Annotated in this window: 11 protein-coding genes; 6 read left to right on the forward strand and 5 right to left on the reverse strand. The window is 73.8% G+C overall.

All coding sequences use genetic code 11. From position 1 onward, the window contains the following. Positions 1-29: 29 nt before the first annotated feature. Positions 30-350, reverse strand: a complete 321-nt coding sequence (locus H299_RS0110645; RefSeq protein ID WP_027748400.1) for a DMT family transporter — start codon at positions 348-350, stop codon at positions 30-32. 409 nt (positions 351-759) lie between these two features. After that, entirely contained in the window at positions 760-4,086 is a 3,327-nt protein-coding gene (locus H299_RS0110650; RefSeq protein WP_027748401.1) for a BTAD domain-containing putative transcriptional regulator, read from the reverse strand. A 170-nt stretch (positions 4,087-4,256) separates the two neighbouring features. On the opposite strand from H299_RS0110650, the gene H299_RS0110655 reads away from it, so the two are divergent. Then, positions 4,257-5,480, forward strand: coding sequence for an MFS transporter (locus H299_RS0110655; protein WP_027748402.1), 1,224 nt, complete (start codon positions 4,257-4,259; stop codon positions 5,478-5,480). A gap of 85 nt (positions 5,481-5,565) precedes the next feature. Here H299_RS0110655 and H299_RS0110660 read toward each other — a convergent pair whose 3' ends face one another. The 3 genes from H299_RS0110660 to H299_RS33365 form a co-directional block, all read right to left on the reverse strand. Continuing rightward, positions 5,566-5,769 (reverse strand): acyl-CoA carboxylase subunit epsilon, encoded by a 204-nt coding sequence (locus H299_RS0110660; RefSeq protein ID WP_027748403.1) that lies wholly within the window; start codon positions 5,767-5,769, stop codon positions 5,566-5,568. Positions 5,770-5,864: 95 nt separating this feature from the next. After that, positions 5,865-7,397, reverse strand: a complete 1,533-nt coding sequence (locus H299_RS33360) for a DHA2 family efflux MFS transporter permease subunit (RefSeq protein WP_078512618.1) — start codon at positions 7,395-7,397, stop codon at positions 5,865-5,867. Positions 7,398-7,408: 11 nt separating this feature from the next. Next, on the reverse strand, positions 7,409-8,044 hold the full coding sequence (locus tag H299_RS33365) for a sigma-70 family RNA polymerase sigma factor (RefSeq protein WP_051262310.1): 636 nt from the start codon (positions 8,042-8,044) through the stop codon (positions 7,409-7,411). Between the two features lie 249 nt (positions 8,045-8,293). Here H299_RS33365 and H299_RS0110675 point away from each other — a divergent pair, with 249 nt between their 5' ends. From H299_RS0110675 to H299_RS0110695, 5 genes are read left to right on the forward strand one after another with little or no spacing between them, the layout of a single operon-like run. Further along, complete coding sequence (locus H299_RS0110675) at positions 8,294-9,484, forward strand: aminotransferase class I/II-fold pyridoxal phosphate-dependent enzyme (protein ID WP_027748404.1); 1,191 nt, start codon at positions 8,294-8,296, stop codon at positions 9,482-9,484. 13 nt (positions 9,485-9,497) lie between these two features. Continuing rightward, positions 9,498-14,444, forward strand: a complete 4,947-nt coding sequence (locus tag H299_RS0110680; RefSeq protein WP_158692314.1) for an SDR family NAD(P)-dependent oxidoreductase — start codon at positions 9,498-9,500, stop codon at positions 14,442-14,444. Next, a complete protein-coding gene (locus tag H299_RS0110685; protein ID WP_027748406.1) occupies positions 14,416-15,252 on the forward strand; it encodes a 4'-phosphopantetheinyl transferase superfamily protein in 837 nt (278 codons plus the stop codon). The genes H299_RS0110680 and H299_RS0110685 overlap by 29 nt, the downstream gene beginning before the upstream one ends. Next, complete coding sequence (locus H299_RS33370) at positions 15,239-18,109, forward strand: beta-ketoacyl synthase N-terminal-like domain-containing protein (RefSeq protein WP_051262311.1); 2,871 nt, start codon at positions 15,239-15,241, stop codon at positions 18,107-18,109. The genes H299_RS0110685 and H299_RS33370 overlap by 14 nt, the downstream gene beginning before the upstream one ends. Before the next feature lie 5 nt (positions 18,110-18,114). Then, the gene (locus H299_RS0110695; RefSeq protein WP_027748407.1) at positions 18,115-19,071 is read left to right on the forward strand and encodes a hypothetical protein; all 957 of its coding nucleotides are present in this window, start codon (positions 18,115-18,117) and stop codon (positions 19,069-19,071) included. Positions 19,072-19,156: the final 85 nt, after the last annotated feature.

The raw sequence follows: 19,156 nt of genomic DNA on the forward strand, positions 1-19,156 counted from the left end.
GGGCCGGGTTCGGGAGGCCGGGGCCGGGCTCAGGCGGAACCGCTCAGCTGGAGGCCGACGACGCCGCCGATGACGAGGGCGATGCCGATCGCCTTGTTCCAGTTCAGGCGCTGGCCGAAGAACAGGGCACCGAGGACGGTGATGCCGACACCGGCCACGGACGTCCACAGGGCGTAGCCGACGCCGACGTCGAAGGTCAGCAGCGCCTTGCTGAGGAAGAAGGTCGCGGCGGCCCCGCTGAGCAGGGTGATGCCGGTCCACTTGCGGTTCTTGAAGCCCTCGGCCTTTCCGGCGGCGATGGCGACGGCGGTCTCGAAGGCGACGGCGATGGCGAGGTAGAGCCAGTGCATGGGAGGTCCTTCTCTGCGGTGAATCAGGATGAATGAGGATGAAGGGGAGTGAGGGGGCGTCGGGGGCGACGCTGCGGGGCGGACGTTCTGCTTGCCGTCGGGCCCGGCTCAGGGCGGGGGAGTCCTGGTACGGGCGCTCCGCCCCTGGAGGCGTACGGTGCGACAGCTCAGCCGCACCGCTTCGGGCGCGTCGCCCGCCCACTCGCTTCTGTCAGCCCGCATGAGCAGTCCACCTCCTACGCCGTCTGTGCCTGATGTGTCTCTGCTTAATTTGCCTGCACATGCATGCAAATCCTGTCCGTGTTGCCGTCTTCGGTGCTCCGGCTCGTGGGAATAATCTTGCATGTGCATATAACTACTGTCAAGCAGCTGCCGCCGACGGATGCCGGAAGCGGAGCGCGTCCCGGCGCTACGGGGGCGGCGGCTGGGGTGCGGCCCGGGCCGCGCTCTGCGCGGTGTGGGCGGCGGTGGCGGAGGAGAGGGCGGCGCCGCAGGTGAAGGAGGCGGCGAAGGCGGCCGGGCCCAGTGCGGCGGTGGCCGCATCCGTGATCCGGTCGACGTCGGCGCGTTCGGCGGGCGGCAGCGGCGCGCCGACGCTCCGCCGAGCCGCGTCCGCCGCGCCGAGCAGCAGGGCGGCGTGCCCGGCGGGGGTGCCCTCCGCCGCGTCCGAGGTGCCGGAGCACAAGGCCGCGCCCGCGAGGCCCTCCAGGGAGAGCGCCAGGGCGCGCGGGTCGCCGAGGGAGCGGGCGATCTCCAGGCCGCGCAGCTGGTGGACGGTGGCCCGGGCGCCGTCGCCGCGCAGTTCGGCGGTGAAGCCCAGCTCCGCGTGCAGCAGATGGTCACCCGCCGCCGAGGAGACCTCGGCGTACCCGTCCCGGATGCGCAGCAACTGCCGTTCGGCGCCGTCCAGATCGCCGGTGCGGCGGGCGCCCAGGGCCAGGCCCATCCGGGCGTGGATGACGCCGTAGGTGAAGCCCTGGGCTGCGGCCAATTCGCTTGCCCGTTTGTGCAGTTCGGCGGCGCGGCGCCACTCGCGGGCGAGCAGGGCCAGCCTGCCGAGCCCGGAGAGCCGTACGGAAACCTCCGCGCCCAGGCCCAGTTCGCGGGCGATGCGCAGGCCCTCCTGCTGGCGCCGGGCGGCCTCCGCGTAGTCGCCCTTGATCTCGGCGAGCGCGGCGAGTGGCTGCACGGTCTGCAACTCGCCCCAGCGGTCGCCGAGTTCGCGCAGGATCTCGGCGCTGCGCAGCCCGTCGCGGCCCAGGGCGGCCAGGTCGCCGCGCAGCAGGGCGTGCATCGCGCGGAGACCGAGGACTGCGCCGGTGCCCCACCGGTCCCCGGCGCCGGTGAAGTGCTCCAGGGCCAGGGCGTTGACCGCCTCCCCGGCGGCCGGGCCGCCCGCGTTGAAGAGGCCGTACGCGTACAGCCACAGCGCGCGGGCGTGCCGCGCGGCGTCCCCGGCCGTCTCGGGCCGGGCCGCCGCCACCCGTACGGCCTTCGGGCGTGGGCTGCCGGTCAGCAGGACGAACGCATCGCGGAGCAGGGCCAGTTCGACGGTGCCGGTACCGGGAGCGGTGGCGGTGTCGGACGGAGCGGCGTGCACTACGGCCGACAGCGCGCGGTGCGCCTCGCCGAGCCGGCCGCGCAGCAGCCACCACCACGCCAGCGCCCGCGCGAGCCGGGCAGCCTCGCCGCTGCCGGGGTGCCGCAGCGCCTCGTCGAGCGCCGCCCGCAGGTTGGCCGCCTCCGCGTCGAGCCGGTCCAGCCACTCGCGCTGCCCGGCGGCGCGCAGTTCGGGCTCGGCACGTTCGGCGAGCGCCAGGTAATGGCGCAGGTGCCGCTCCCGTACGCCGTCGAGTTCCGCGCACTCGTGCAACCGCTCCGCCGCGTAAGCGGCCACGGACTCCAGCAGCCGGTAGCGCGGGCCGCCGCCGGTCGGCGGGCGCTCGCTCGGGGAGGCCGTCACGACCAGGGAGCGGCCGACCAGCCGGGTGATCAGGTCCAGGACCTCGCCGGGGGAGACGCCCTCGCCCGCGCACACCGCCTCGGCGGCCTCCAGGGTGCAGCCGTCGCGGTGTACGGCGAGGCGGCGCAGCACGGCGCGTTCCGGCGCGCTCAGCAGCTCCCAGCTCCAGTCGATCATCGCGCGCAGGGTCTGCTGGCGGGCGGGCGCGCCCCGCTGCCCCGAGGTGAGCAGCCGGAAGCGGTCGCCGAGCCGGGCGGCCAACTCGCCCACGCCCAGGGCGCGTACCCGGGTGGCCGCGAGTTCCAGCGCGAGCGGGATGCCGTCGAGGCGGCGGCAGATCTCCGCGACGGCCTCCCGCGCCGCCTCGTCCGTCCCGAAGCCGGGTGCCGCCGCCGCGGCGCGGTCGGCGAACAGCCGGGCGGCGTCGGCCGGTTCCAGCGGTTCCACCAGGAAGACCGCCTCACCGGTCAGGCCCAGCGGCTCCTGGCTGGTGGCCAGGATGCGCAGGCCGGGCGCGGCACGCAGCAGCAGCGCGGCGAGTTCGGCGGCCGGGCCGACGACCTGCTCGCAGTTGTCCAGCACGAGTTGCGTGTGACGCTCGCGCAGTACGGCGGCGAGCCGGTCGGCGGGCTCGGCGCGCGCCCCGCCCAGCCCGGGGAGGCCGGAGGGCGCGTCGTCCCGGATGCCCAGCACGGCGGAGACCACCTGCGCCAGCTCGTCCACGCCCCCGCGCTGACCGGCCAGTTCGACAAGCCAGACCCCGTCGGGGACGCCGCCGTCGGGCTGCTGCATGAGCCGGGTGGCGGCCTCCACCGCGAGCCGCGTCTTGCCGACGCCGCCGGGGCCGGTGAGCGTGACCAGCCGGTGGGCGGCGAGCGTACGGCCGAGCGCGTCCAGTGAGGCGTCGCGGCCGATCAGCGGGGTGAGCGGGGCGGGCAGGTTCGCGTGCGGCGGGGCGTCGACGGGCTGGGCCGGGGCGCGGCCCGGGGCGGCCGGGCCCAGCGCCGGGTCCTGGCGCAGCAGCGCCTCGTGCAGCGCGGTCAGCTCCGGGCCGGGGTCGACGCCCAGCTCGTCCGCCAGCCGCTCCTGCAGCTCCGTGTACGAGGCGAGCGCCTCACCCTGGCGGCCCGCCAGGTACAGGGCGCGAACCTGCACGGCGCGCAGCCGCTCCCGCAGCGGGTGGCGGGCCACCAGGTCCGCCAACTCGCCGGTAAGCAGGGTGCGGTCGCCGGATTCGAGCCGGGCCTCGGCCTGCTCCTCCACGACGGCCAGCCGCTGTTCGGCCAGCCGCCGGGCCGCCGTACGGACGAACTCCTCGTCCGCGAAGTCGGCGTACGCGTCCCCGCGCCACAGCTCCAGCGCCTCGGTGAGCAGGGCCGCGCGCACCCGGGGGTCGGCCTCCGGACGGGCCCGCCGGACCAGGGCGCGGAAGAGATCCGCGTCCACCACGTCGGCCGCGTCCACCGCGCCGGCCGCGGCTCCCGCCTCCGCTCGGGCGTCGCGCAGGCGCAGTGCGTAGCCGGGTGCCTGGTGCACCACGCGGTCGCGGCCGATTGCCCGGCGCAGCTGGGAGACCTTCGCCTGGAGCGCGTTGGCCGGTTTGCCGGGCGGCCGGCGCCCCCACAGGTCCTCGACGAGCCGGTCGGCGGAGACCGGGCGGCCCTCGTGCACCAGAAGACCGGCCAGCAGCGCCCGGACCTTCGCCTCGGGGACCCTGACCGGCTTCCCCGCGTCGTCCCATACCGCGAGTGGACCGAGTACCCCGAACCGCATGAGTGCACCGTACACAGCCCGCACCCTGGTCGGCCGGTACGTCCGTCAGCGCGGCCGTCAGCGCACCCTCAGCGTCCCCGAAGCGCGCACCGGCACAGTCGTCCCGACAGCGGCGCCGGAAACCCCCCGCCACCTGCCCACCCCACCACGCGAAAGGCGGCACCCCCGTCATGCCGAACACCCGCACGACGACCAAGGCCCCCCGCGCCGGAACGGGGCGGCGCCCGGCGGCGGACGGCGGGCTCCCGCTACCCGCGCTGCTGGCGCTGGCCACGGCCGTCTTCCTCACCAGCCTGACCGAGACACTGCCCGCCGGACTGCTCCCCGCGATGAGCGGCGACCTGGGGGTGGGCGAGGCGGCGATGGGCCAGTCGGTGACGATCTACGCCGTCGGCACGGCGCTCACCGCGATCCCGCTCACCGCCGCCACCGCGGGCTGGCGGCGCAAGCGGCTGCTGCTGACGGCGATGGCGGCCTTCGCCGTCGCCAACACCGTCACCGCGGTCTCGTCGTACTACCCGTTGACGATGGCGGCCCGTTTCGCCGCCGGGGTGGCCGCCGGGCTGGCCTGGGCGCTGCTGGCCGGGTACGCCCGCCGGATGGCGCCCGTACACCTCCAGGGCAGGGCCATCGCGATCGTGATGACCGGCATCCCGGTGGCACTGGCGCTGGGCGTGCCCGCGGGCACCTTCCTGGGCGAACTGCTCGGCTGGCAGGTGACGTTCGGGCTGATGTCCGTCCTCGCCGTCGTCGTCCTCGCCTGGATCACGGCGACCGTCCCCGACCACCCCGGCACCCGGCAGGGCGGCCGGACCCCGGTGCTGCGGACGCTGGCGGTGCCCGGGGTGGCGCCGGTGCTGACCGTGACACTCGTCTTCGTCCTGGCGCACACCATCCTCTACACCTACATCGCCACCTTCCTGGACCGCCTCGGTATGGGCGGCTCCACCGACGTCGTGCTGCTGGTCTTCGGCGCCGCCTCGATGCTGAGCATCTGGATCGTCGGCGTGCACATCCACCGCAGGCTGCGCACCCTCACCCTCGCCAGCACGCTGCTGGTCGGCGCGGCGGCGGCGATCCTGGCGGTCTTCGCCGGGAGCCCCGTGCTGGTCTACGTCGCGGTGACGCTGTGGGGGCTGGGCTGGGGCGGCGCGCCGACCCTCCTCCAGACGGCCGCGGGCGACGCGGCGGGCGAGGCGGCGGACGCGGCGCAGGCGATGCTGGTCACCCTGTGGAACGCGGCGATGGCGGCGGGCGGGGTCGTCGGAGGGGTCCTGCTGGGGGCCTTCGGTACGACGTCCTTCCCGTGGAGCATCCTGCTGCTGCTGGTCCCGGTCCTGGCCGTGGTGCTCGCCGCCCGCACCCACGGCTTCCCCGGCAGGCGCGCCGCCTGACCGCCCCGGTCGCCCGGCGCCCGTACGGCGGCGCCCGCCCGCCCCCGTGAGGGGACGGAGCGGGCGCCGTGGCCGTGCCGGGGCTTCAGGCCGCCGCGGCGATGTGCCAGGAGCCGCCCGTGGGCGGTACCGACGCGTGCGACCAGTGGGCGAACGGGACGGCGGGCGAGGGGTCCGCGCGGTGTGCGGCGCGGCGGTGCAGTGCGCTCAGTACGGCGGTCAGAGCGGCCAGTTCCTCCGCGGTGGGCGAGCCGCTGACGATCTTCCAGAGGGTCTCTTCCAGAGCCATGGCATCTCCCATTCCACGGGCGGGTCGGACGGGTAGGGCGGCCGGCGTCGCGGGGGACGGAGCGGCCGGCCGCCCGGTCGAGGGGTCCGGGCCGGTCACACGGCCTGGACCTGCTTGGCCCCGTCCGAGGGCGTCTCCGCCGCCACCTCCGCCACCTCCGCCTCCGCCGCCGTCGGTACGTCGTCCGGCCCGGCCGCCCGCGGCCGGTCCTCCTGCGGCTCGTCCCCCTGCGGGGCCGCGCCCTGGGCGCCGACCGGGCGCAGACCGCCGGGGATCAGCATCGAGGCGACACCGGCCGCGAGCACCACCGCGGCGCCGACCCACACCGCCGGGACGACTCCGTCGACGAAGCCCTGCGGCGACTCGTAGTTCCCCTGTGCGGCGAACACCGCGGCCAGCACCGCGACACCGAGCACGCCGCCCAGTTCGCGTCCGGAGTTGTTGACGCCGGAGGCGATGCCCTCCTGGTCGCGCCGTACGGAGGAGAACACCATGTTGACCACCGGGGCGTAGAAGAGCGACATGCCCACGCCCAGGATGAGGAACGGCGGGACGATGGTCGCGTAGCTGACCGTCGGCGTGGCCACCAGCGCGAACCAGCCGAGGCCGATCGCCTGGAGGACGAAGCCCGCGGTGAGGATGAGACGTCCGCCGAACCGGTCGGACAGCAGCCCGGCGATCGGTGCGACGACCATCGGCATCGCCGTCCACGGCAGCGTGCGCAGCCCCGCCTCCAGCGGCGAGTAGCCCTGCGCGGTCTGGAGGAACTGCGCGATCAGGAAGATCGCGCCGAACATACCGAAGTACATCATCAGCGACGCCAGGTTGGTCATCGCGAAGGCACGGCCCCGGAACAGGCCCAGCGGCAGCATCGGGTGTTCGGTGCGGTTCTCCCAGACGAGGAAGGCCAGCACCAGCGCGCCGCCGAGAACGAACCCGGCCAGCACCTCGCCCGAGGTCCAGCCGATGGCGCCGCCGCGCACCAGGCCGAGGACGATGCCGAAGAGTCCGACGCTCAGCAGGGCGGTGCCGACGATGTCGAGCTTGGTGTTCGCGCCCCGGCTCTCGGCGAGCCAGACCTTGGAGAGCGGCAGCAGCACGATGCCCAGCGGCACGTTGATCCAGAAGATCCACTGCCAGGACGCGCCCTCCACGATCGCGCCGCCGACCACCGGGCCCAGCGCGATGGCCAGTCCGGCGATCGCGCCCCAGGCACCCAGCGCGGCGCCGCGCTTGGCGGGCGGCACCGCCGCCGAGAGCAGGGTGAGGGTCAGCGGGACGACGATCGCGCCGCCGACGCCCTGGACCGCGCGGGCCAGGATCAGTTCGTTGGCGGTGGTGGAGAGCGCGGCGCCCGCCGAGGCGAGCGTGAAGATCGAGACGCCGACCATGAACAGCCGGCGCCTGCCGAAGCGGTCGCCGAGCGCGGAGCCGGTCATCAGGAAGACGGCGAAGGTCAGGGTGAACGCGTTGACCGTCCACTCCAGTTCGTCGAGCCCGGCGTTCAGGTCCTCGCGGATGGCGGGCAGCGCGGTGGTGACCACGAGGTTGTCGAGGGAGGTGATGAACATCGCCACGGCGGCGATGACGAAGGTACGGACAGGATGGCCCTGTGTCTGGGCACTCATGGTGCGTCCTCTCACATGTCGCGCAGGAAGTCCCTGGCTTGCCGGAGAATGCGGTTTCGGGTGGGACCGATGGAGCCGCGCGGCATCGAGAGAGCCGCGCTGATCGCGTCGTAACTCAGGGGCGGATCGGACAGCAGCAGGCCCAGCAGGGCCTGGTGGCGCCTGGGCAGATGGCGGAAGGCGTTGCGGGCGCGGTCGCCCTCCGCCCTGCGCAGGGCGGTCTCCTCCGGTGTCGCCTGATGACAGGTCTCCTGGGCGAAGTCCGAGAGATCCTCGACGAGGTGGTACTTGACGCCGCTGCCGGACACCTTGAGCGCCTCGCGGCGCGCCGTGGTGACGATCCACGCGCCGACCTTGGCCGGGTCGTGCAGCGAGCCGATGTTCTCGACCAGCCGCAGCCACGTCAGCTGGCAGACGTCCTCGCAGTCGGCGGGCCGCAGCCCGTGTGAGCGGGCCACCTTCCAGACGGTGGCGCGGTAGCGCTGGACGAAGCGCGCCCACGCGCCCGGGTCACCGGCCCGGCAGCCCGCGACCAGTTCGGCCGCCGAGCCGGCGGCCCGGGCGGTGCTTGCGGCGCGTGCGGCACGGACGGTGTGGGTGGCGCGGATGGTGCCGTCCCGGCTGCGTACGGTCTTCGCCTCGACCACGGCGATCCTCCTTCGGTCCTCCCCGTGGGGACCTGTCGACGTCCTTCGTCCCACACCCGGGTAGCCGCGCACTGGACCCGCGCTCGCCCGCCGCCGAGCCCCGGAGTAGCGCCGGGGCGCGTACGGCGTGCACGGCGCGTGCACGGCGTATCCGCACGCCGTGGGCCCCGCTCTGTCGGGATGACGGTCGCCACCGCCTGACCGCAGATCCGCAGCGCGGTGCGCGACGTACCGAGAGGGGAATCACGAATGATCACGGATGAGTACGCCCGGACCCTCGCGTCCGTCAACGACCGCATCCGGGGGCTCAAGGACAGCGGCTTCTACACCTTCGAACAGCCCTTCACCGCCGCGCCCGGCGGCCGGTCGGAGATCGACACCCGCGAGGTCATCATGCTGACCAGCGGGAACTACCTGGGACTCGTGGGACACCCGGAGATCAACAAGGCGGTCAAGGAGGCGCTGGACACCTACGGGTCCGGCGCCTGCGGTGCCCGCCTCAACAATGGCACCACCCGGCTCCACCTGGAGCTGGAGGAGCGGCTCGCCGACTGGATGGGCACCGAGGCGGCGATCACCTACAGCTCGGGCTACCTGGCCAACCTGGGCACCATCTCAGCGCTCTGCGACAACGAGACCGTCGTCATCACCGACCAGTTCAACCACATGAGCATCCTGGACGGCTGCCGGCTGGCCGAGGGCAACGTCAAGATCTTCGCGCACAATTCCATGGAGAAGCTGGAGTACGTCCTCCAGCGGAACGCCGACGCGGCCAAGAAGTTCGTCGTGGTCGACGGCGTCTACTCGATGGACGGCGAGATCGCGCCGCTGGACGAGATCCACCGGCTGACCGAGGCGTACGGCGCCATGCTCATGGTGGACGAGGCGCACGGCACCGGCTTCCTCGGCGAGCACGGCCGGGGTGCGGGCGAGCACTACGGCATCGTCCCCGACCTCACCATGGGCACCTTCAGCAAGACCCTCGGCGGCGTCGGCGGGTTCGTCACGGCGGGCGCGGACCTCGTCGAGTACCTGCGCCACTCCGCGCACGCCTACATGTTCAACGCGAGCCTCCCCGCGCCGACCGTGGCCGGCGTGCTCAAGGCGCTGGAGCTGATGCGCCGCGAGCCCTGGCGCACCGAGAAGCTCTGGGAGAACACCATGCGCTTCCGCTCCGGGCTCATCCGGCTGGGCTTCGAGGTGATGGGCAGCGTCACCCCCGTCATCCCCATCCTCATCGGTGACGACGAGACCGCCCTGCGCATGTCCAGGGAGCTGATGGACGACGGCCTGTACGTCTCCGGGGCCATCTTCCCGGCCGTGCCCAAGGGGCGAGCGCGCTTCCGGGCGACGGTCACCGCCGCGATGACCACCGAGGACGTGGACCGCGCGGTCGAACTTCTGGGTGACGCCGCACGGCGGCACGACGTACTGGCTTGAGGGGGAGAACCACGTGAGTATCACCGAGACCGAAGTCCGGCGCGGCGAAGAGGCCGCCTCGCAGCGAAGGGCCCTCCAGGCCCAGGGCGTCTACCTGGGGGCCCCGGGCGCCCAGCTGCGCAGCGCCTTCCTGTTCCCCGGGCACGGGGCGCAGTACCCCGACATGTTCGCCGACCTGATCGCCGAACACCCCGTCGTCGCCGAGACGTTCGAGGCGATCGACGAGACCTACCGCGCGCTGGCCGGGCACACCCTGACCAGCCGCGTGTTCACCTCGGGCGGCAACGACCCGGCCAAGGAGCTGCTGGACCCCGAGGTCATGCAGCCCGCGATCTTCGCGGGAAGCATCGCCGTGCACCGGCTCCTGGAACACCTCGGCGTCAGCGCCGAGGTGCACATCGGGCACAGCCTCGGTGAGATCGCCGCTCTGGTGGCCGCCGAGGCGCTCTCACTGGAGGACGGCGTACGCGCCGTGCACGGCCGGGGCCGCGCGGTCAAGGCCGTACCCGCCGAGCGCCGGGGCGGCATGCTGAGCCTCCAGACCGACAGCGAGGGCAGCCGCGAGCAGCTCGCCCGGCTGCTGCTGCTGATGCGCGGACAGGGCGGCTACATCACCCGCAGCATCGTCAACTCCCTTGATCAGACGGTGCTTTCGGGCGATTCGGCCACCATCGACCGCGCGGCGCAGCTCTGCGCCGAACGGGGCATCAAGGCCACCCGGCTGCGGGTCTCGCACGGCTTCCACTCCGACCTGCTGGAGGACGCCGTACCGCAACTGGAGCGCACTCTCGCCGAGTTGGACTGGCGGGCGCCGCGCACCCCGGTGCTCTCCACGGTCATCGGGGACTTCTACACCGAGCACGACGTGCCCGACCTGCCCGTCCTGCTGGCCCGTCAGCTCGTCACGCCCTTCAGCTTCCACGACCTGGTCACGCAGCTCCACGACAGCGGCGTGAACACCTTCGTGGAGGTGGGGCCCCGGTCGATCCTCTCCGGGCTCGCCGAACGGATTCTCGCCGACCAGGACGTGCTGGTCAGCCCGACCAACATCCAGTCCCTGGGCGCCGTCGAGAGCATGCGCCGCTTCACCGCGTTCGCCGAGGTGCACGGGCTGCGCGCGGCGGAGGGGGAGCGGCGTACGTCGGAGCGGAACCGGCGGGAGGAGGCAGTGCCGGAGGCCGCCGCGGAACGGGAGACCGCCGCCCAGACCAAGGCCGGGCTCCTCAAGGTCGCCGCGCGCTACACCGGTTACCCGGTGCGGCTCCTCGACCCGGCCCAGCTGATGGGAGCCGGCCTGGGGCTCAGCCACCGGGTACGGGCGGAACTGGCCGTGGCGCTCGGCACGCATCTGGGCCTGTCCGGGACGCCCGTCTCCACCGACGCGGACGCGCCGCTGGGGCACCTGCTCGACCAGCTGGTGGAGGCGGCGCGCGGGGCGGCGGTGCCGGTGCCGGTGCCTGCGGCGGCGGCGCCCGTACTGCCTGAGCCCGCCGCCGAGCCTGCTGCCGCGCCCGCCGAGGAGCCCGTGGTGCCGTCGGGTGTGCCGTCGGCTGCCGAGGTGGCTGAGGTGGAGCGTGTGGTGTGGGAGGTGGCGGAGGCGAAGTCGGGTTATCCGGCGGATCTGTTGGAGGCGGATCTTGATCTGGAGGCGGATCTGGGGATCGATTCGGTGAAGCAGGCGGAGATTCTGGGTGCGGTGCGGGAGGAGTTCGCGTTGCCGGTGGTGGAGGATCTGGACACCGCCGAACTGAACACCCTGCGCAAGATCGCCGCGTTCGTCGCCGAACTCCGCGCCGCCCAGCGCCCGGCGCCCGTACAGCCTGAGCCCGTGGTGCCGTCGGGTGTGCCGTCGGCTGCCGAGGTGGCTGAGGTGGAGCGTGTGGTGTGGGAGGTGGCGGAGGCGAAGTCGGGTTATCCGGCGGATCTGTTGGAGGCGGATCTTGATCTGGAGGCGGATCTGGGGATCGATTCGGTGAAGCAGGCGGAGATTCTGGGTGCGGTGCGGGAGGAGTTCGCGTTGCCGGTGGTGGAGGATCTGGACACCGCCGAACTGAACACCCTGCGCAAGATCGCCGCGTTCGTCGCCGAACTCCGCGCCTCGACCGGACGCGGCCCGCGCTCCGCCCGCGCCGGCGACTCCACCGCCGACGACGGCTCCGACGAGAGCCACATACCCGGCACCCCGCCCGCCGGACCGGTCCTGCCAGCGATCCTGGAGCGTACGGTCGACCGCGTCGCCGGACGCTACGTACCCCTGGCGGTCGAGAGCCCGCTGGACCACCCCGGCGCCCGCGCCGTCCCCCTGGACGGCAAGGCGGTCGTGGTGATCACCGGCCCGGACACCAGCCTCGCCCGCGCGGTCCTGCCGCTGCTGGCCGAACGGGGCGCCGTACCGTCCGTGGTGGCGCCCGAGGGCGCGGCCCTGGACGGCTGGCGCACCTCGCACGCCGACTTCTGCGACCCCGCCGCGCTGTCCCGCGCGCTGGTGGAGGCCCGTCCGGCGTCCGGCGTCCACGCCGTCCTCAACCTGCACCCCTACGGCGCGGGCCCCGCGTCCGCCGCCGATGCCGCCACCTCCTTCGACCTTCCGGCGGCCGACTGGAGCGCCGAGGCCGACCAGCACTTCACCGTCAACCTCCTCGCCGCAAAGGCGTACTTCGCCGACCTGGCCAAGGCGGGCACCGGCGGCGGCTACTTCGCCGCCACCCGCGTCGGCGGGGTCTTCGGCATCGAGGCGGACGGCGCGATGGACCCGCTCGGCGGGCTCACCGCGGGTTTCGCCAAGAGCCTGGACCTGGAACTACCGGACACCCGCGTGAAGGTGGTCGACTTCACCGATGGCGGCACGGCCCGTACGGCTGAGGCCCTGCTCGCCGAGCTGACCACCGACGCCGAACCGGGCGTCGAGGTCGGCTACGTGCGCGGCCTGCGCAAGATCGTCCAGGTGGTCCCGCATGAGTTGCGCACCGGCCCCGGGCAGGAGCCGCTGCGGCTCGACCCCGGCAGCGTGGTGGTCTTCTCCGGCGGCTCCCGCGGCATCACCTACGAGTGCGCCAAGGAGGTCGCGCGCCTCGCGGGCGTACGGGTGGTCGTGCTCGGCCGGACCCGTCCGGCCGAGGAGAGCGCCCAGTGGCGGGCCCTGGCAGAGCACGCCGCCGCCCTCGGCCCCGCCGGCACCGGCCCCACCGGCCTCGACCCCGCCGCCCTGGACGACGCCGCCTTCGCCGCGCTGCGCGGGGACTGGGTCCGCCGCGCCCGCAACGAGGACCCCGCCCTCACCCCGGCCGCGGCCATGAAGCGCTTCGAGGGCCTCGCCAACTCCCGCACTCTCTCCCGCAATCTGGCCGAGCTGCGCGCCCTCAACCCCCTCTCCTCGTACGAGGTGTGCGACGTCTCGGACGGCGCCCAGGTGGCCGCGGCCATCGCCGGGATACGGGAGAGGTACGGGCGCATCGACGGCGTCGTGCACGCCGCCGGGCTGGAGTCCGTCGCCACGGTGCCCAAGAAGCCCCTAGACCACGCACGCCACGTCGTACGGGTGAAGGCCGACGGCGCCCACCACCTGTGGCACGCGGTCAAGGACGACGAGCTGAAGTTCGTCTGCCTCTTCGGCTCCTTCCTCGGCCGCTTCGGCATGGACGGCCAGGTCGACTACACGGCCGGGGCCGACCTCGCCGCCAAGCTCTCCGCCCTGCTGGCCCGGCGGCGCCCGGACGTCCGGGTCTTCACGCTCTGCTGGACCGGCTGGGCCGACGTGGGGATGGCCGCGACCGCATCCGTACGCAAGGTCCAGGAAGAGGTGCGCGGCCTGCACTACATCGGCGTCGAGGAGGGCGTGCAGCACTTCGCCCGGGAGGTCTTCCAGGGCGGCGACGACCCCGAGGTCCTCGTCTTCGGGGAGATCGGCAAGAACAGCTACGGCGGCCAGGACGCCACCATGGACGCCGCCAGGACCGGGCTCGCCCACCCCGTGGGCCCCGACGGCAGCGTCCGGGACCGGATCGGCCTGCCGCTCCTGGACCGGGTGACGGAGCGCACCGAGCACCGGGTGCGGGCGCGCAAGCGGCTCGACCCGCGTGCCGACCGCTATCTGGGCGACCACCAGGTCAAGGGCGCCGGCACCTTCCCCGGCGTGCTGCACATGGAGGCGCACGTCCAGGCGGCCGGGCTGCTGGCGCCGGGGCGCACGGTCGTGGGGGCGCGGGACGTCGAGTTCCTGAAGTTCGTCAAGCACCTGCCGAACTTCCCCCTCGAACTGCGCATCGAGGCGGACGCCGACACGGACGCCGACACGGACATCGAGGCCGGCGCCGACACCCCCCGCCAGGTACGGGCCGCCATCCACTCCGACCTCGTCGCCGCCGACGGACGCGTCCTGGAGTCCGGCCGCCTCCACTCGCGCGGCACCTACCTCTTCGCCGGACGTACGGCCGCCCCGCCGCCGGCGGACCGCTCCCTCCCCGGGCTCCTGGACGGCGCCACCGCACTCGACCTGGAGCGGTTCTACGCGCGCACCCACCACCAGATCACCTTCGGCCCGACCTTCCGCCACCTGCGCCGGGCGGGCTTCGTCGGCGACATCGAGGACGGCGAGATGGTGGGCGAGATCGCCGTCCCCTCCGGCCGCGGCCTCTTCTCCACCGCCGCCACCCCCCGGCTGCGTACCCTGCCCCTGGTCATCGACAACGCCTGGCGGACGGCGCTGATGTGGGCCTACCACCACCTGGGCTCGCACGTCGTGCCGGTCTCGATCGCCGCGATCGACTACTACCGCGTACCGCTCCCCGGCGAGACGGTGCACACCTACTCCACGCTCGTCCCCGACACCCGGGGGAAGCCCGGCGGGCTCCGGATCGGCACCAGGATTCTCGACGCGGCGGGCAGCACGCTCTGCGACATCTCGGACCTCGTGGTGGCACAGGTAGGACGCGATGAAGGCCCTACGAGTCTCCTGGGCTGAGGCCGCCCCGCCGGGCAGCGCGACCCCGCTGCCCGGCGGCGGCACCGTGGCCGCCGAGTGGCTCCCCATCCAGCGGGTGCGCGAGGACTATGCGGCGGACCCCGTCGCCTACCCGGCGCACTACCTGGGGCCCGCCGAACTGCCCGTCTTCGCCCGCATCGCCGTACCCAAGCGGCGGATGGAGTGGCTGGCCGGGCGGGTCGCCGCCAAGCGGCTGGTGTGCCTCACGCTGGACTGGCGGGGGCACCCGGCGGCGCCCGGCGAGTTCGCCGTACTGGGCGGCAAGCCGGGCGGGCGGGCCGGGAAGCCCGCGCTGAGCACCGGGGCGCCGCGCCTGGCCGGGCCCGTACGCCGTCACCTCGCCGACATCTCCCTCGCGCACACCCTGCGCCTGGCGGTGTGCGGCCTGGTCAGCGGCGGCCGGGTCGGCGTCGACGTGGAACCGCTGCGGGAGTTCAGCCCCACGCTGCGCCGCACGGTCTTCACCGACCGCGAAACCGCCCTGGCCGAGGCGGTCTTCCCGGCCTTCGCCGCCCGCCACCGCGCCACCGCGCTGTGGGTGGTCAAGGAGGCGCTGCTCAAGGCGTACGGCGTCGGCTTCGCCGCCGGCTGGGGTACCGCCCGGCTGCGCGAGGCCGACACCGCCGCCGCACTGTTCGACCTCGTCCTGCCGCCGGACACCGACCCCGGAGCCGGGGCGGCCGTCCGCTACGGCCGGATCACCGACCACATCTTCGCCATCGCCACCGTGGCCCAGCAGGCCCCGGTCGGCCACCAGCAGAAGGGGCAGCTCCGTGTCTGGGACTGACTTCGAGGACTTCGACCCGATCGCCGTGGTGGGTTACGGCTGCGTTTTCCCGCCCGACTCGTACAGCGCCGACACCTTCTGGGAGAATATCCTGGGAGGCCGCATCGGCATCGGCACCCCGCCCGCCGAGCGCTGGGACTGGCGGGACTACCACGACGAGGACCGCTCCGTCGCCGACAAGACGTACTGCCGCTGGGGCGGCTTCCTCGACGACTACCGGGGCCCGGACGGCCTCGACCAGCTCGCCCGCGTCGGCCGGGAGGCCGTACGGGACTTCAACCGCACCCAGCTGATGGTGCTCGACACCGTGCTCCAGACGCTGCGCATGGCCGGGTACACCCCGCGCCGGCTGAGCACCACCGACACCGCGCTCTTCGTCGGCAACATGCTGGGCGACGAGGCCGTCATGGAGTCCTCCCTCTCCTCCCGCCACACCGAGGTGCTGCACCACCTGCGGAACGGCGAGCCGTTCCAGCGGCTGCCCGCGGAGGTGCGGGCCGCCATCGAGAGCGGGTTCCCGGAGGCCGTACGGCGCCGCCTGTACGACGCGGAGGGCTCGCCCGCCGCCAACGTCTTCCAGGTCAGCGTCGCCAAGGCGGTCGCCAGGGTGCTCGGCCTGCCGGGCCCCGCCGCGATCGGCGACGCCGCCTGCGCCTCCGGCTTGACCGTCATCGACACGGCGGTCAAGTACCTCCAGGACGGCAGCCACGACATGGTCCTGGCCACCGGGGTGCAGGGCAACATGAACATCACCGGCAACGTCTGCTTCGCCAAGATCGGCGGCCTCTCCGCGACCCGCAGCAGGCCGCTGGACGCGGACGCCAGCGGCCTCATCAACGGCGAGGGCTCCGGCACCGTGCTGCTCAAGCGGCTCAGCGACGCCGTACGAGACGGCGACACCATCGCCGGGGTGATCCGGGGCGTCGCCACCCGCTGCGACGGCAAGGGCAAGGCCATCTACGCGCCGTCCCCGCGCGGCCAGGTCGGCGCCATGCGCCGCGCCCTGGAACTGGCCGACGCCCAGCCCGAGGAACTCGACTACATCGAGACCCACGCCACCGCGACCTCCACCGGCGACCTCGTCGAGGTCACCTCGCTCCAGCAGGTCTACGAGGGGCGCAACGCCCCGCCCGCCTCCATCCTGCTCGGCTCCGTCAAGGCGCAGACCGGGCACACCTTCTCCGCCGCGGGCATGGCCAACCTGCTGAAGATCCTGCTCGCCTTCGCGCACGAGACCGTGCCGCCCACCCACGCCTTCACCAGCCCGCAGCCCGACATGGCCCTGCCCGGCTCGCCGTTCCGGGTGCCGGTGGCCGCCGAGCCGTGGCAGGCGCCGCAGGAGTGCCGGCCGCGCCGGGCGCTGTCCAACGCCTTCGGGTTCGGCGGCGTCAACACGAGCATCGTCGTCGAGCAGTACGACCCGGTGCACCACGCCGACGCCGCGCTGCGCCAGCAGGGCCACGCGCAGCGCCACCGCCGCGCGGCGAACGCGCCGCTCGCCGTGCTCGGCATCGGCTGCGTCACCCCCTTCGCGCGCGACGCCGCCGCCCTGGCCGCCGACCGCCCGCCGGGCGCCGGCGTCTCCGGCTTCCCCGCCGACCGCTGGCACCCCGACGCCGCCGCCCTCCACGACCCGGACGGGACCTGGCGCGGCGGGGTCGTCACCGACCTCGACTTCCCCTGGAAGACCTACCGCATCCCGCCGAACATCCTGGCCGACCTCGACCGCGCACAGCTGCTGTCCGTGATGGCCGCGGGCCAGGCGCTGGAGCAGTACGGCGTGCCCGCCGGGGACCGCGTGGACACCGGCGTGTTCGTCGGCGCGACCTGCGGCCTGGAGGCGGGCCTGATCCGCAACTTCCGCATCCGGCTGGTGGAGTTCGAGCGGGCGCTGTCCGAGGTGCCCGCCTACCGGGCGCTGGACGAGGCGACCCGGCAGGCCCTGGTGGAGAGCTACACCAAGGAGGTGCACCGCTACATTCCGCCCATCCGCGAGAACGCGCTGCCCGGCTACATGGACAACATCACTGCGGGCCGTATCCAGAACATCTTCGACCTGCGCGGCCCCGGCGTCGTCATCGACGACGACCTCTGCTCCTTCGGCACCGCGCTCGGCCTGGCCAAGCGGAACCTGGAGCAGGGCGAGTGCGGGACCGCGCTCGTCGGCGGCGTACACGCCAACCTCACCCCGGAGTTCACCAAGCTCTTCGAACGTCGCCTGGCCGAGGCCGGACACGACGTGGCCGGCCTGATCCCCGGCGAGGGCGCCGCCTTCTTCGTCATCAAGCCGCTCGACCGCGTCACCGAGGACGACACCGTCCTCGCCGTCATCGACGGTGTGGGCTGCGCCGACGCCGACATCCCCGTCCACCGCCCCGGCGTGCCCTTCTTCTACGGCGCCGACGGCGCCATCCGGGCCGCCGAGGTCGTCGCGGGCATGCGCGAGCCCGCGGCGGAGGACCTCGTACGGGTCAAACTCCCGCAGATCGAGAGCGGTTACGGCTACGCGCTGCGCATCCGCCGCGACGACGACGTGCCCGACGACGAGGACCAGCCCCGTCCCCCCGCCGAGGAGGAGCCCCCGCGGCCCGCCGCCTCCGCCTCACCGGACGACCCCGGCACCGGCTACCTGACCGCGCCGAGCTACGCGCAACTGCTCGCCAAGCTCGAAGCGCTGGCACAGGGCACGGCCGTACCGCTGGACCGCATCCCGCCGGCCACCGCGGGCGGCTACCGCCTCGGCTTCAGCTACGCGTCCTGGGTGGACCTCGCCCGCAAGGCCCGGCTGGCCCTGCGCCTGCTCCGCCCCGGCAGCACCCCCACCGCACCGTCCGACCACTCTTCCGTCACGAGGTGACCGCCATGACCCGCCCGACCGCACCGGTCCGCTCCGCGGAGCCGATCGCCCGGCCCGTACACCCCCGGCTGCGCAGCCTCTTCTTCTGGCCGGTGCTCCTGCACTGCGTGGCCTGCTTCGTCCCCCTCTACTTCCTCAGCTCCTCCACCGGCGACCACTTCGCCTGGGAGACCGGCTCCGCGCTGAGCGCGGCCGTGCTGGGCGCCGGATACGCGGGCGCCTGCGCGATGTTCCTGCTGACGCTCCGCGAGAAGGACTGGACGAGCGCCCGCGGCACGGTCTTCGCACCGATCACGCTGCTCGTCTCGGCACTGCTGCTGACCGGTTTCTACGCGGACGAGTTCCACTTCACCGACGGCCCGGCGTTCGCCCGCGCGTTCACCTGGCTGTGGCTGGCCTCGCTGGCCGCCTTCCCGTTCACCTGCTTCGCCGTCTACCAGGTGCACAACCGCGCGCCCAAGGTCCGCGACCCGCGCGGCCCCGCGCCGATGCGGGCGGACGTGACGATCCCGACGGCCGTCATGGGCGCCGTCCTGTGGGGCCTGGCCTTCGCCCTGTGGATCGCGCCGGGTCCCGTGGGCGACGCCTGGGCCTGGCAGCTGGAGCCGCTGGACGCGCGGATGCTGGGCGCCTGGTTCTTCGCCTTCGGCGCGGGCGCCTGGCAGGCCCTGTGGGAGCACGACCTGCACCGGATGCGCGCCGGGTTCCTGACCGACGTCACGCTGAGCGTGCTGTCGATGGCCGCGCTCCTCCGCTTCGCGGGCGACGTGCGCTGGGGCAACGTCCTGACGTGGGTCTACCTGGTCGTCCTGGTGGGCCTGCTCGTCGCCGGGCTCACCGGCCGCTACCTGGCGCTGCCGGAGGCCCTGGAGGCCGAACGCAAGGCACGGGAGGAGGAGGCGGCGGCGCGCCCGGGACAGCCCGTCCGCGAGCCGAGCCGGGCGAAGGCCGTGTCCGCCTGACGGTGCGCGCCGCGGTCCGGCCGCCGCGCGGCAGCGGCCGGACCGCGCCCCGTCCCGTTCCCGTCTCCGTTCCTGTCTCCGTCCC

Source organism: Streptomyces sp. CNH287 (assembly GCF_000424825.1).

Excerpts from the sequence above, each read along its gene's own strand:
- H299_RS0110645 (WP_027748400.1), bottom strand. The coding sequence starts at position 350 with ATGCACTGGCTCTACCTCGCCATCGCCGTCGCCTTCGAGACCGCCGTC.
- H299_RS0110650 (WP_027748401.1), bottom strand. The coding sequence starts at position 4,086 with ATGCGGTTCGGGGTACTCGGTCCACTCGCGGTATGGGACGACGCGGGG.
- H299_RS0110655 (WP_027748402.1), top strand. The coding sequence starts at position 4,257 with ATGCCGAACACCCGCACGACGACCAAGGCCCCCCGCGCCGGAACGGGG.
- H299_RS0110660 (WP_027748403.1), bottom strand. The coding sequence starts at position 5,769 with ATGGCTCTGGAAGAGACCCTCTGGAAGATCGTCAGCGGCTCGCCCACC.
- H299_RS33360 (WP_078512618.1), bottom strand. The coding sequence starts at position 7,397 with ATGAGTGCCCAGACACAGGGCCATCCTGTCCGTACCTTCGTCATCGCC.
- H299_RS0110675 (WP_027748404.1), top strand. The coding sequence starts at position 8,294 with ATGATCACGGATGAGTACGCCCGGACCCTCGCGTCCGTCAACGACCGC.
- H299_RS0110685 (WP_027748406.1), top strand. The coding sequence starts at position 14,416 with ATGAAGGCCCTACGAGTCTCCTGGGCTGAGGCCGCCCCGCCGGGCAGC.
- H299_RS0110695 (WP_027748407.1), top strand. The coding sequence starts at position 18,115 with ATGACCCGCCCGACCGCACCGGTCCGCTCCGCGGAGCCGATCGCCCGG.